The organism is Methanoregula sp., assembly GCF_028679125.1.
Lineage (GTDB): Archaea > Halobacteriota > Methanomicrobia > Methanomicrobiales > Methanospirillaceae > Methanoregula.
Genome location: NZ_JAJRCG010000003.1, coordinates 132,959 through 147,069, shown reverse-complemented (window position 1 = coordinate 147,069; position 14,111 = coordinate 132,959). Strand labels below are relative to the sequence as shown.

General features: G+C 51.6%; 13 protein-coding genes. 9 read left to right on the top strand and 4 right to left on the bottom strand.

The annotated features are described in order from the left end of the window. Positions 1-479: 479 nt before the first annotated feature. Positions 480-1,124 carry a class I SAM-dependent methyltransferase gene (locus LUQ43_RS03655; RefSeq protein ID WP_299963913.1) on the bottom strand — a complete coding sequence of 215 codons (645 nt, stop codon included), beginning with the start codon at positions 1,122-1,124 and terminating at the stop codon, positions 480-482. Between the two features lie 293 nt (positions 1,125-1,417). Next, positions 1,418-3,406 carry a S9 family peptidase gene (locus LUQ43_RS03650; RefSeq protein WP_299963911.1) on the bottom strand — a complete coding sequence of 663 codons (1,989 nt, stop codon included), beginning with the start codon at positions 3,404-3,406 and terminating at the stop codon, positions 1,418-1,420. Between the two features lie 368 nt (positions 3,407-3,774). Here LUQ43_RS03650 and LUQ43_RS03645 point away from each other — a divergent pair, with 368 nt between their 5' ends. Together LUQ43_RS03645 and LUQ43_RS03640 are read left to right on the top strand one after the other, a co-directional pair. Continuing rightward, a complete protein-coding gene (locus LUQ43_RS03645; protein WP_299963909.1) occupies positions 3,775-4,533 on the top strand; it encodes a queuosine precursor transporter in 759 nt (252 codons plus the stop codon). A gap of 141 nt (positions 4,534-4,674) precedes the next feature. Then, a complete protein-coding gene (locus LUQ43_RS03640) occupies positions 4,675-5,259 on the top strand; it encodes a TATA-box-binding protein (protein WP_299963907.1) in 585 nt (194 codons plus the stop codon). 48 nt (positions 5,260-5,307) lie between these two features. Here the strand turns inward: LUQ43_RS03640 and LUQ43_RS03635 are convergent, their stop codons facing one another. Next, complete coding sequence (locus LUQ43_RS03635) at positions 5,308-5,991, bottom strand: DUF2115 domain-containing protein (protein ID WP_299963905.1); 684 nt, start codon at positions 5,989-5,991, stop codon at positions 5,308-5,310. Positions 5,992-6,118: 127 nt separating this feature from the next. Between LUQ43_RS03635 and LUQ43_RS03630 the strand changes: the two genes are divergently transcribed. From LUQ43_RS03630 to LUQ43_RS03615, 4 genes are all read left to right on the top strand, one after another. After that, entirely contained in the window at positions 6,119-7,609 is a 1,491-nt protein-coding gene (locus LUQ43_RS03630; protein WP_299963903.1) for a 2-isopropylmalate synthase, read from the top strand. Further along, positions 7,606-9,282, top strand: coding sequence for a biosynthetic-type acetolactate synthase large subunit (gene ilvB / locus LUQ43_RS03625; protein WP_299963901.1), 1,677 nt, complete (start codon positions 7,606-7,608; stop codon positions 9,280-9,282). Before LUQ43_RS03630 ends, ilvB begins: the two co-directional genes overlap by 4 nt. Continuing rightward, positions 9,279-9,782 carry an acetolactate synthase small subunit gene (gene ilvN / locus LUQ43_RS03620; protein ID WP_299963899.1) on the top strand — a complete coding sequence of 168 codons (504 nt, stop codon included), beginning with the start codon at positions 9,279-9,281 and terminating at the stop codon, positions 9,780-9,782. The genes ilvB and ilvN overlap by 4 nt, the downstream gene beginning before the upstream one ends. Positions 9,783-9,989: 207 nt before the next feature. Continuing rightward, entirely contained in the window at positions 9,990-10,913 is a 924-nt protein-coding gene (locus LUQ43_RS03615; protein ID WP_299963897.1) for an IS5 family transposase, read from the top strand. Between the two features lie 169 nt (positions 10,914-11,082). On the opposite strand, the gene LUQ43_RS03610 is transcribed toward LUQ43_RS03615, so the two are convergent. Beyond that, positions 11,083-11,793, bottom strand: coding sequence for a hypothetical protein (locus LUQ43_RS03610; RefSeq protein ID WP_299963895.1), 711 nt, complete (start codon positions 11,791-11,793; stop codon positions 11,083-11,085). A gap of 1,390 nt (positions 11,794-13,183) precedes the next feature. Between LUQ43_RS03610 and LUQ43_RS03605 the strand changes: the two genes are divergently transcribed. The 3 genes from LUQ43_RS03605 (at position 13,184) to LUQ43_RS03595 (ending at position 14,055) form a co-directional block, all read left to right on the top strand. Beyond that, complete coding sequence (locus LUQ43_RS03605; protein WP_299963893.1) at positions 13,184-13,402, top strand: DUF2281 domain-containing protein; 219 nt, start codon at positions 13,184-13,186, stop codon at positions 13,400-13,402. Continuing rightward, entirely contained in the window at positions 13,402-13,809 is a 408-nt protein-coding gene (locus tag LUQ43_RS03600; RefSeq protein WP_299963891.1) for a PIN domain-containing protein, read from the top strand. Before LUQ43_RS03605 ends, LUQ43_RS03600 begins: the two co-directional genes overlap by 1 nt. 84 nt (positions 13,810-13,893) lie before the next feature. After that, on the top strand, positions 13,894-14,055 hold the full coding sequence (locus tag LUQ43_RS03595) for a hypothetical protein (RefSeq protein ID WP_299963889.1): 162 nt from the start codon (positions 13,894-13,896) through the stop codon (positions 14,053-14,055). Positions 14,056-14,111 lie beyond the last annotated feature (56 nt).

The following is a 14,111-nucleotide window of genomic DNA, read 5'->3' as shown; positions in this document are numbered from 1 at the left end:
CAATTGTATATAATTGATTCGTTTTTGGAATAAAACAGGGAAAAATTTTCCACGGGAAAAAAGAGTGACCTGGCTGGGAGACCTGCACCCCCGATCCTGCCCCTCCGGGCCCAATGCAGCCCCGGATCGCAACTTTCCGGAACAAATTGACCGGCCGGTTTCGGGACTTTTTAAGAGAAGTGTCACAGAAAAACCCGATGCACCCCTCTTTAGCGGAACGGACAGATATGCATAGAGAAAAACCGGCCTGTGTAGAACCTGTTTCCTTTGAGGACAGGTTGCAGCAACATGATTCAGGACGCGGGACGGGTGGGAAGATGCCCGGCGCGGGCAGGATACCCGGAATGAAATTGCTGCCGATCAGGATCAGGGAAATGTATAGGTACACAATGATCCGGTAGGGAATTGGATTACTGCGTGAGAGGATTATAATCCGGTATTAATTCCCTGAGCCAAATCAGAAGGTGCTATAGTGAAAATTATATTTTTTCCGCTCGGACATAGAGTCCCGAAAATCCCCCGGCATGGGTCGGATCAACAAGATGCTCAATATCCAGAATTTTAAATCCACCCTGAACGATAACCGGAGTGAGCGACTGACGGGTATAGAGTATTGTACCCGGGGCCCTGAGCCTCCCGAAGGTGCGGTATTGCCGCATGACTCCCCGCAGTTTATCAGGAAGAGTGAGCCCTTCCGTTGTAGGTACGGCAAGGATAAGGTTTCCACCGGGTTTGAGGATCCGGTGCATTTCGGCAATGGTCACAGGACCGTTGGCAAACTGAAAGACCAGTCCCAGAAAAGCGGTGTCGAAGGATGCAGAGGGAAATGACGTCTTCTCGCAGTTCGCATGCAGGACCTCAATAGGGAAAAGCCCCTTGATCTTTTCACGGGTCAGATCAAGCATCTTTTCTGAAATATCTGTAGCTGATACGCTCGTTGATAACTGCGCAAGAACCGGGGTAAAAAAGCCAGTTCCGCAGCCGAACTCAACGGTCCGGCCCAGTGGTTCCTCCTTTTGTAACCTACCAAGGATGATTTGCCGCAGGTTGTTCCCAAAGATATGATCGATTCCTTCATCGTACCCGCGAGCGGTCTTATCCCAGTATTGTACTCCCGTCACCATCACCCAGATAATCAGTCTTGAGAAAATTTCAAGGTAATCGTTCTCCCGTGTTCTTCAGATCTCTTCACCATGAATTCTTCTCCTTATTAAATTTCAAACAGGTATTCTTACGGAATCCAGAGAGAAAGCCCCTACCATTTCAACAGGAATATTTCCATTAAGAGGAACGTGGAGGAGATCGCTGTAAAACAGCCCATAGAAATATCCTGGCCGGCATGGTGTGTGTCATGCTGATCGCTGCCGGCTGTACGAGCTCCTCATCATCGACCAAAACAACAACCGGTAAAAAAAGATCAGGTGTTTCCCATCACATACTGATTCATCCATGCGATCTCCCGGAGCCAGAGGTCACGAACCTGTTTTGGTTCGGTCGGGAAATGTCCGGCACGCGGGTAGGTGATCAGTTGCGTCGGGATGCCGCGTTTAGTCAGTCCGGCATAGAACTCCCTGCCCTGGCCGGGCGGAACCTGTACATCTTCCTTGCCGGTGATAATGAGCGTGGGGGTCGAGACATTCCCGATATGCCGGACGGGCGAGCGATCCGAATAGTAATCCCAGTCATTCCAGTATGCGTTCCCGAAATAGAGCGGCGTCATATCCAGACCTATCCGGGTCCCTGCATGGCTGATGGTATTTGTTATGGGAGCGATTGCGACAGCCCCTTTGAACCGGCTTGTCTGCGTCACGGTCCATGCCGTCATGTACCCGCCATAACTGTGCCCGATGATCCCAAGCCGGTCCGGGTCCGCGATTCCCCGGGCCACCATCTCGTCGACACCGGCCATCAGGTCCCTATAGTCCCCGCCTCCCCAGTCATGGTAATTTGCCCATGTAAAGTTCGGGCCGTACCCGGTCGAGCCCCGGATATTGGGCCGGAGGACTGCATACCCGAGCGAGGAGAACGTGGCAACCGGGAGGACAGCCGCAGTCCCGGTGTAACTGTGCACATAATTGTCCGATGGCCCGCCATGGGGGGCGACAATGAGGGGGTACGCTGTGCCCGGCGTATAATTGACCGGGTAGGTGAGCAGCCCCTCAATTTCGGTGCCATCGTACGATGTCCAGCGGACAGTCTCGGTCTTCCCGAATTTTTCCGTGGGGAGATCGCTGTTGAGCCGGGTCACCCGGTCGGGACTGAACGTATTGGACGGGGTAATGTAGATCTCGGATGCACTATCCGTATCTTCCGCGGTATAGGCAAGGACTGATTTCCACCGGTTTTCAGCAAGTGTCCCGATGGAACCGCAGGTGAAAAGTTCTATCTTCCCGGATCCATCTGCCGCGATAGCATAGACCGATACCCGGGTCCTGTTCGATTCCGGTACATACAGGTACCTGCCATCTCCCGACCAGAGAAGTTTGTAACTGAGCAGCAGCGTGGCCGGGATATCGAGATCGCGTGCAATGATCCGGCTGTTGCCACCTTCAGCGGGAATTACGGACAGGGCCTGGTAGGGAATGGGGCCGATCGTGCTGTAGGCAATCGTGTTTCCGTCCGGGGAAAACACGGCCTGGAAGTAACTGCCCGTATCCGGTTGCGGAACGAGGTTTTTCATCGTTCCGGTTGCCGGGTCCAGATGTGAGAGGGTCGTATTGGACGAGAGCATATCGGTATTTGGCGCAGTGATAGTCGCGATGGATTTTCCGTCCGGCGACCAGTCCCAGCTGACAATGCTTGTTGTGTCCGGTGTCAGGAGCCTTACCGTGGGCCGGTTCTGGACCGGGGAAATATCCGAGACAAGGTAGAGGCCGGCCCGGTACGTATTGGGGCCGGAAACGATCACGTCCTGTTCTGTTTCAGCAGCACGTTTCTGTTCGTCTGTCAATGGCAGCATGGCCGAGTACGTGAGCCGGTTCCCGTCCGGTGCCCAGCTGAACTGCGTGACTCCCGTCTCCTGTGTTGTCAGCGTGAAGGCCCCGGAGCCGTCGGCGTTCATCACCCGGATCTGGGGGAGGCCGGCTTCGGTGCAGAGCGCGGCAATCATCTGTCCGTCCGGTGACCAGGCGGGACCTGAACAGGAATCCGTATCATTGGTGAGCTGCCGGGTACCGGTCCCATCGGCATTCCCCTCATAGATCACCGATTTGGACACGCTCACGGTGTCGTTCACTGTCGTTTTCTGGACTGTATATACGATTCGTTTTCCGTCCGGTGATGGATCCAGGGACGGGATTTGTGCAATACTGAATGTGTCAGCGATGGTCCATGAAGCCTGCGCATCGGCAGGGTTCCTTGTTTCTGCAGCCGAAACGCCCGGAATGCCGGTGAGAACAAAAAGCATCAGAACACCGGAAAGGAGAATAATCTGCCATGAGATTTTTTTTAAAGGCATACTATTTTCGTCAGGATGCAGGACGGTAAAAATGTTATGAAATGTTTTTTTACGGGTCGCTGCTGCCAGAATTTCACGGCAACCCGGCAACCGCGTTTGCTCGCTCTAAAAAGACCCGGAAAAACAAAAATATCCGGTATGAAAAATTTACAGCCCGAAAAAAATCCGGATGTATTTCTAAAAGGTTCCGGAAAATGCATCCGGAACTATTTTGCGTTTTGGACAACGTGAGATCCATTATTTTAAAAAATAAGTTGAAAAAAATCATCCGGCTCCGGCACAATACATAACCGATCCACCGGCAAATAATTCTCCGCATGCTCTTCTGGATCTGCTGGATTGCCAGTCTCACCCTGGTCACGCTCGTATCGGTGTATATCCTCCGGCATTACCGCCAGTACGCGTTCCCGGCCCTGGTCGGATTTTATGTCATCTACCTTGCTGCATCGCAGATCCTGGCAGCCCGGATCCTCGAATTCAACCTCCTGTCCATCGTTCTCTTTGCGCCGGCTTCCGTCCTCATCTACCCGTTCATCGCCCAGGTCATCGATATGATCAATGAAGTGTACGGCGTGACCATGACGCACGTGGCAATCCTGATCGCATTTGTGACACAGGTTCTCTGGGTCATCTTCATCACGATGGTCAATTCCTTCCCCGCTGCACCATTTTTCACGTACGAAGACGCATGGCAGGCGCTCTTTTCGATGAGCATCCGGATCACGATCGCCAGCTGGATCGCATTCCTGATCTGCTCGAATGTGGATGCGTTCGTATTTGACCGGATAAAAAAGCGGTTTCTTGCCCGGGAGAAAGCCTATAGCCGCAGTACCATGACAAATCCCTGGGTATGGCTGCGTTCGAGTGCCAGCGATGCGATCAGCCTCACGCTCGACTCGGTCATCTTTGTCGTTATTGCATTTGCCGGGCTGATGCCGGTCATCCCGCTGATGATCGGCCAGATTGTCATGAAGAACCTCATCGGATTTGCCTACAATATCTGGTTCGTCTGGTACAAGTACATGCTGAACAAGGATGCGGGGACGGGTCCTGAAATTTCCGTATCCCCCCCATGAAAATCCGGAATCAGCGGTAACCGGGCAAATTTTTGTCTCACCTCCGGTTTTTCAGTTTTCCCTGACGATACCGGACAATCTTTTACGGCCCTCACGTCAGTGAAGTTATTAATAAATAGGTACTTCCGGCCAATTTATACCATGAAAAAAAGTGAGACCAGTACATTAAAAATCCAGAATATCGTCTCTGCCGGATCGATTGCAGATTCTATCGATCTGGAATCCATTGCAACTACTATTAAAGATTGTACCTTTTCCAAAAAGAAATTCCCCGGCGCTGTATACCATATCCAGAACCCGAAATCCGCAGCACTCATCTTTGCCTCGGGCCGTATTGTTCTTACAGGTCACCACCGGTCTGAAGATATCCCTGTATCGTTACAACTCCTCCTCGAAAACCTCAAAGCGGCTGGAATCTCCTGTAAGGAAAATCCAGAGGTCAAAGTCACCAATATTGTCTGTACCTACGATCTTGGATTTCCTCTCAACCTGGTAAGAATCACCATGGCGCTGATGGATCATGAACAGATCGAATACGAACCGGAAGCCTTTCCCGGACTGGTCTGCCGGATTTCTGAACCCAAGGTTGTATTCCTTCTCTTCTCATCGGGAAAGATTGTTATTACGGGTGGAAAAAATATGGATGAGATCAAAACCGGGCTCAATATTCTTCTCGAGAAACTGAACGTGCTCGATACCAAAATCCAGAAAATTGAAAAATTTTAAGAAATAGTCAGACGCTGATGGGCAATATCCCCTGTTGCGTGGTGACAATCACCCGTTGAAATTGTGGAACTGGTAACAGTTGTCAATAAATTCCTGTTTTGTCCGTTCTGTTGGCCGGGTTGCAGGCCGGAGATACCCGATTGTCGGGGTCTGGCGGGCCGGGCAGTACGGGCAGAGAGCCGCATCCACATCACCGGATTTCTCCTTCACCGGGCAATAATATATCCCGTCCGTGAACTCGACTTCGTCTCCACCGGGGAATGGCATGCCAACCGGGTGACCGGGAACATTTTCCACAAGCATGCAGTAGCCGGCAAGGAGATATTTCAGGAACCTGAGCTCCGATGCATCCCCCCCGTCATTGTTCCGGCACTGCCCGGCAACCATGTCCCAGTACTCCCTCTGCCCGGGAGAGAGTGGTTCATGCAGGGTTTTGAACAATCCCTGCTGGTCGGCAAGCCGGATTCTCTGGTAGGTTCCAAGCAGGTGTTCGGTGATCTTTTTAGTCAGCCGGTCGCGATATTCGGGTGTGAGATCCAGAACTTTTGCTTCAAAGTTCCGCTTCATCCGCTGGATATCGAAAGGCGTATGTGCCAGCACGAGCCGGGCGATCTGCCTGCCCAGCTCGCCACGGGTCGGTGCGAGCCGTAAATTATGACACTCGGCTACAACCTGTGAACAGGCTTCTTCCACCCCGGGGAGATTCGTGCGGTCAGAAAAGAAAGGGGTCATACACCAAACAAAATTTCCTGATATCAGGTTCCTGTGGCCGGCATATAAAAATTTTCTACGGAACGGGTGGTGCAGGAATCATTTTTATATTCTTCATTCCTACGATTAGTCATGGTGATTGCCATGAGTGAATGTTTTATTTGTCAATAACCTGCGCTTTTTAGATACCACATTACGGGACGGGGAACAGACTCCCGGCGTCTCGCTGGACACAGAACAAAAATTTGAAATCGCATCACGGCTTTCGGACATCGGTGTCGATGTTATCGAGGCTGGTTCTGCCGCTGCATCGGATGGCGAGCGTGAAGCAATCAGAAGGATTGCCGATGCCGGGCTGAAGTCAGAGATCTGTACTTTTGTCCGGGCTCTCCGGATCGATATCGATTATGCTGCCGACTGCAATGCAGATTCGATCCACCTCGTTGTGCCCGTCAGCGATCTGCACATCGCAAAGAAGATGCGCAAGACCCGTGACGAAGTGGTCGCGATGGCGATGGATGCCGTGGAGTACGCGAAGAGCCGGGGGCTCATTGTCGAGCTCTCCGGAGAGGACGCGTCGCGGGCGGACCAGGAGTTCCTCCGCTCGATCTTCACTGCGGGCGTTGAACACGGTGCGGACCGGCTCTGCTTCTGCGATACCGTGGGATTGCTGACACCGGAGAAAGCAGCGGCGTTCATCCCACCGATCGCGAAGATAGCCCCGCTCTCGATCCACTGCCACGATGATCTCGGCTTTGCGGTTACGAACACGATGGCTGCGCTGAAAGCCGGCGCCTCCTGTGCCCACGTGACCGTCAATGGTCTGGGAGAACGGGCGGGCAACACGCCCTTTGAAGAAGTGGTGATGGCCCTTGAGGTGCTCTACGGGTACACGACCCGTATCCACAAGGAGAAGATCTATCCTCTCTCAAGTCTTGTCGCCCGGCACACCGGTGTCCCGCTTGCGGTGAATAAGGCGATCGTGGGCGAGATGGCCTTCACGCACGAGAGCGGCATCCATGCACACGGGATTATCCGCGAGCCCTCCACGTATGAATCCGTGAACCCGGAGATGGTGGGCCGCAAGCGCCGGATCGTGCTTGGCAAGCATTCCGGCACCGCCTCGGTCGAGGCTGCCCTGCACGAGATGAATTACAAGGCCGAAGAGAAACAGGTCCGGGAAATTGTAAAACGGATCAAGCAGCTCGGTGACGCAGGAAAACGGGTCACCGATGCGGACCTGATGGCTGTTGCCGATGCCGTCCTTGCAATCGAATGCAAGCCGGTCATCAAGATGCGGCAGTTCACGGCCACCTCCGGCAGCCACATGATCCCGACCGCTTCCGTCACGCTGGTTGTGAACGGCGTGGAGATGACCGGGGCAGCGACCGGTGACGGTCCTGTCGATGCGGCAATGCAGGTCCTGCGCAAATGCGTGGGCGACGTGGCCGATATCCGGCTCGAAGAGTACCATGTCGATGCCATCCAGGGCGGCACCGACGCCCTTGTCGAAGTGACAGTAAGATTAAGTAAAGACGGGAAGATAATTACTTCACGCGGCGCCCGCACCGACATCATTATGGCAAGTGTCGAGGCGATGATCGCTGGCATGAACAGACTACTGAGGGACAGGACATGAAAACCGGGGCAAAAATCCTCGTCGAATCACTCCAGCGCGAAGGGACCGAGATCATCTTCGGGTATCCCGGCGGAGTGGTGCTGCCGATCTATGATGAACTCTACGACTCGTCATTACGGCACATCCTTGTACGGCACGAACAGGCTGCAGCGCATGCCGCGGACGGCTTTGCGAGGGCAAGCGGTCGTGTAGGCGTATGCCTCGCCACGTCAGGGCCCGGTGCCTGTAACCTCGTTACCGGCATTGCCACGGCCTACATGGACTCGGTCCCGATCGTAGCCCTTACCGGGCAGGTCCCGACAAACCTTCTGGGGAACGATGCCTTCCAAGAGTCCGACATCACCGGCATCACGATGCCGATCACGAAGCATAACTACCTTCTCAAAAATGCCGGGGAGGTCAGCCGGATAGTCCAGGAAGCGTTCTATATCGCAGGCACCGGGCGGCAGGGGCCGGTCCTGATCGATATCCCCAAGGATGTGAGTACCGGCCTGTCAGAGGACGTGAAACTGCCGGAGAAGGTCTCCCTCCGCGGCTATAATCCCACCTACAAGGGCCACAAGCGCCAGATGGAGAAAGCACTCGAACTGCTCGATCATGCAGAGCGCCCGCTCATCTATGCCGGGGGAGGCATCATCTCATCGAACGCATCTGCCGAACTGGTGGAATTTGCCACGCTCGCATCGATCCCTGTCACGACTACATTGATGGGAATCGGATGCATTCCCTGCAACCACCCGCTCAACCTCGGCATGCTGGGGATGCACGGGACCGAATATGCAAATTTCGCGGTCACGGAATGCGATCTCCTGATCTCCATCGGTGCACGGTTCGATGACCGGGTAACCGGCAAGCTGGAGACCTTTGCATCCCATGCAAAGATCATTCATATCGATATCGACCCTGCCGAGATCAGCAAGAACAAGCATGCCGATGTTCCGATTGTCGGGGATGTCAGGGCTGTATTGCAGGATCTGCTCTCGCTGATGAAGAAGCGTGAGGCCCGCGAGCAGTGGCTCAAGAAGATCCGGCACTGGAAACAGCATCACCCGCTCAAATGCCCGACGAATGGTGCACTGCACCCGCAGTTCATCATCCGGACCTTAAGCGATCTCGTGAAGGACAAGGCCGTGATAGTCTCGGAAGTCGGGCAGAACCAGATGTGGACGGCACAGCACTTCTGCTTCCACAATCCCCGGACCTGGATCACCTCGGGCGGTCTTGGCACGATGGGCTACGGGCTCCCTGCTGCGATGGGGGCGCACTTCGCCCGCCCGGATGTCCCGGTCTTCGACATTGCCGGTGATGGCAGCATCCAGATGAACATTCAGGAGTTCGGTACCATTGCAGCCGAGAAGATCCCGGTGAAGGTCGTGATCCTGAACAACATGTATCTCGGCATGGTCCGGCAGTGGCAGGAACTCTTCTACGATCACCGGTATTCGTTCACGGAACTCCCGCCGGTTGATTTCGTGAAGATCGCAAATGCTTACGGTATCGAAGGGATGCGGATCGAATCCCCGGACGAGGTACTTCCGGCACTCCAGGCATCGCTTGACTGCGACGGGCCGTTCGTGATGGATTTCCGGATCGAGCGCGAGGAGAATGTCTTCCCCATGGTTCCGGCCGGTGCTGCGATCAACGACATGATTGGAGGGCATCCGCAATCATGAAACCGCACACGTTATCGATTCTTGTCGAGAACAAATCCGGTGTACTCTCGCGGGTCACGGGACTCTTCTCCCGGCGCGGGTTCAACATCGAGAGCCTTGCGGTCGGTCCCTGCGAGGAGCCGGACATGAGCCGTATCACCATCGTCGTTATTGGCGATGATGAAAAGATCGAGCAGGTGATGAAGCAGCTCAACAAGCTCATCGATGTGATCAAGGTCTCTGACCTGACCGACAGCGAGCGGGTCGAGCGGGAGCTTGCCCTCATCAAGGTGACGGCCGAACTCGGGACATCCCGTGCCGAGATCATGCAGATCGCATCCATCTTCCGGGCATCCATTGTCGATGTCGGAGCAAAGACGCTGATCCTCCAGGTCATCGGTGATACCGACAAGATCGAAGCGATGGAGAAACTCCTGCGCCAGTACGGGATCAAGGAGTTTGTCCGGACGGGGACTGTCGGGATTCTCCGCGGGGCGAAGACGGTGACGAGCGGGAAGTAAATTTTTTTGAAAGGGAATTTTTTAGAAATGCTTCATTAGAAATAAAAAAATTGCGTACAAACCCAGAGTCTTTCCTTTTTCATAAAAAGACTCCACATGACCAAAGTGTTGGGGTTACGGAATAAATTGCTCTGTAGAACTCCTAATTAAAACTAGGTCATACCGACGACTGAAAGATCTAAGGTACTATGTCTCCTTTTCTTGATTGTGAAGTCAAATAGAAAGGAGACAATAAAGAAATCAGCGAGCCGGAATATCAGGTTTATCCAAGCAGCCATTTCAATCGTAAAGTCAACACATCTTAATCCATATTCCTGTAAATTTTCAAAGAAGGTCTACACCCAACATCAGCTACTCATCCTGGTTTTGTTTAAAGATTTCTGCAACCAGCACTACCGGGAATTTATTGAAGATGTCGGAGACATGGAGGGAGTTCTGGAGATCCGTGATCTATCCGAAGTACCACATTTCACGACGCTCCAGAAATTTTTCTGTCGGATAAAAACCCTTTATCTTCGGTTGACCTTCAGAAAAACAGTGAACCTGTTTTACACTAACGACGACAATATTCCGATAACGGCTATCGATTCATCCGGTTTTACGAGCGGGTACTGCAGCCACTATTTCTCTGAACGAACCGGCAAGATCCGCAAACATTTCCTGAAAACCTCGATCTCAGTTGATACTGATCAACAGGTGATTACAGGATTTGTTGCCTCGAACAGCAGAGTCCACGATACCCGACATGCAGTGAAATTACTTCGACAATGTCACAAAACTCGAAAATCCGATTGTTACGTCATGGACAAGGGATACGACTCTGAAGCGATTCACCGGCTGATCCGGGAAGACCTTCACGCCAATTCTGTTATCCCGATCCGTTCTTGGAATAACGAAATTATCGGAGGTACTTATCGTCAGGAAATGGCTCAACAGTTCAATGACACTATTTATCCTAGACGACAACTCGTCGAAAATAAATTCTCTGTCTTGAAAAGAAAGTTCAGTGGTGATCTCAAAGCTCGAAGATTCCTGATGCAGATAAAAGAAATCGCTACCAAAATGATTGTCTGTAACATTCACAGGTTCTTACTATTTCTCGCCATTGAGGTTTTCTACAGAACAGAATAAATGGTAATGGCATATGTGTTATCGCCTTCACAACAATCCCCACAAGGAAGTATGCCCTGATTATTCCAATCACGTAAACTATCGGGCTACCATCACCATTCATAAAATTTTTATCGTGCTAGTAAAAAAGTCAACCAACAATAATAAACGTCATTTTTGACAGATTGAATCATCGAGTCAGCACTATTACACCAATCATACCAAGAATCACTGCTACAGAGACAGAAATAATCCCGCCGAAAAATTCTGAACCGATTCCATACATAGCGATTGCCATCGAACCAGCAGCAAGAATCAGAGCGATAGCAGTCAATCCGATAGTCTTCTTCTGAAGACTCTTTGTCTGATTAATATTTTGTTGGGTGATGTGAGTGAGATATCCCATGAGATAATACGGGTTGTCTTTGAAGAGTTGAAAAATCTCTTCTTTTTTCGTTGCTGAAACCTTCCAAGCGATAACAGATTTACAAAATTCATCGATGTCAGTTTCGGGAAATTCGGTTGGTGATGACGGAATTCTTTCTTCTGTAGATGATTCCGGTGTGATCTCGGATGTGCTTTCAACTTTCGAGATGTTGATTATTTTTGAGTATCGTAATATTGCGATAAATGCCACCATCGCCACTATAAACGCTAAAATTCCCGCCAAAAAGGATAGTGTTAACCCATCAATGATGATACCGGTACCGGCGATAATGAAACTTTTCGGCATGTAGGTTGTAGTCGTGACATTCGTAGTGAGATTGACAATTGAATAACTGTGAGATTCGCCATATGTCTGATAAAAAAAATTTGCAAATGCTGAAATAAAGGCGAACATCGAAACAAAAAGAGCCAACAGGGAAATGTTTTTAGAATCGTTAGTTTGTTCGGAGATCATCGATGATCTACAATATTTATGGGTCATCCAATAATAAATCCCATATATCAAATATCGAAAAAAGTACTGTCATGGTCTAGGTGACAGATTCCGGAATGTGGCGGGGATGTCATTGCCGCGATTTTTCAGTCCCTGATCCGCCGCGGGGGCGCCCCGTCGGGGGCGGCGGCGTTCATCGCAACCGGGGGTATGGGGGCATCGGCCCCCATCCTGGGTCATCGAAATTTCTTTGCAGAAATTTCATCCGCACATCGTTACCGATACTTCATTTGAAATTTCCAAAAAATTTTCAGCATACGAGCCAACTCCCCCCAATCCCCCCTCCCATCAGAACTGCCGCCACGGGCAGGCAGTTCTTCTGGCGGGGGGTTCCGTGGCAATACCTCTCCATCGAAGAACATCTCCCCGGGGGGATGAGAGTCAGGCAGGAAGATCGTTATCTCAAATATGGCTCCTTTTGGAAAACGGGGGTCATTTTTGGCGTTTCTCTTCCGGCACCCTCTTTCGGGCAACCCTGGTCCCGGGCGAATTCGCACAAAAACCAGACTTTAGGGTTCTGGAAACAGGGTTTATTCGGGGTTTTCACGTCGGACCAGAAAATTTCGCTAATAGAACCCTTTTACTTCTATCGGAGGGTCTTTTGTATGGTACCGTAAGTGCCCGGAAAGGAGGGGCGATCTTCCGGATCAGCTGATCCATCCCCATCCCGGGGCCTCTCCGAGACACAGCGGAGCAATAGAGTTTTTTCCGGGAGATGATCCTTCCCGGATCCACCGCGGGGCGCCCCGTCGGGGGCGGCGGTGTTCATCGCTCCGGAGGTATGGGGGTATACACTTCCCCCCTCCCGCGGGAGGCATCTCGTAAAATCCCTTTGCCCCATTGTCTTTGTTGGAACAGGTTCCTGACGTACCCCAATAATCCCCGCCCCGTTTGCCACTTTAGCATTGGCGCGGGCCGTAGTGATCACCGTGCGGGATCCTGTGAGTACTCGGTCGGGTCCGTGCAGTAGCCGGTCGGATACCGCAAGCGACCGGGGATGTCGGGATTGGGCGAGGTGACGCGGGGAGCGTGTCGGGCAAATGTCGGGAAGGCGGCTGAGAACCCCGGGAAGCGTGGTGGGTGTAGCCAGGAACGCGGAGGGATGTGGAATCTGATGAGAACATGAAGAATGGCGACGCGAGGATTAAGGTATGACTGTGAGGAAAGGATTTACTGACAACGAAATTGAGAAAATAATGCTTGAAGGGATGAATGTCGTGCTAGGCGGGAGTGATAATGGATGAGATTGTGAGAACAAGCCGGTGATGATCCAGACAATTTGTGGCATTGCGCATTGATGGCTCATGCGAAAGAATTGTATTTCCCAAGAATCCATAGAATATTGAGTATAATGTCATCATCATTCAGTTCCGTTGAAGAAAAAATCCAAACCCTGCCACCGGAATTACGTGCAGAAGCAATTCATTACATCGATGAACTCGTGAAGCGTTCGAAAAAGAGATCTTCTAAATCGTTCCGGTGTGCTGCTGAAGGGACTCTTGCAGATCTTGGCACCAGGTACTCGTCCGTAGATCTCCAGCATAAAGCTCTGGAGTGGCGGGGAGCCTGATGTATCTTATTGATACCAACATTTTTCTGGAATATATTCTCAGTCGCTCGCATGTGCAGGAAGTGAAGGATTTTTTTTCACGTGCTGATCTTTCCAAGGTTCATGTAAGTGATTTTTCATTACACTCTCTTGGTGTGATTTACTTGCGGGAGCACAAGTTTTCAGAATTCCTGACGTTTGTGAATGAGGATATTATGGCGAGCGGTATCCACGTTTTATCTCTTGTACCGGACGACTTTTCAAAGATCACCGATGCTGCCAAGCGATTTCATCTGGATTTTGACGATGCTTACCAATATGCGTTGGCAGAACGGTATGGGCTTTCTATTGTAAGTTTTGATAAGGATTTTGACCGGACTGAGAGGGGACGAGTGGTCCCGGAGGATTTGTTCCGGAGTTCTCAGTGATATTCCGGTTTTTTGTTTTTTTCCAGCACAAGTTTAGGATCTGGCGATAGGATCAGCGGATTGGTTTTCGTATGATCCCGTTCTTTGAACCAGAAACGAGCAGTAATCGTATGTATCGCGGAGTACCTGACTGAACTTACGCCACGGGAAATGCAGGAGCGGTTCAATGCAGGAACGTGGGTGCTTGAAGAGCAACACCGGCTCGCGATCTCTACTCTTATCCGGGACCTGCTGGATCTGGAATAACCGGAATTTACCGGTTCGATCTCCCTTGCCAGGTATCGTGGCATCTGAGCCTGAAC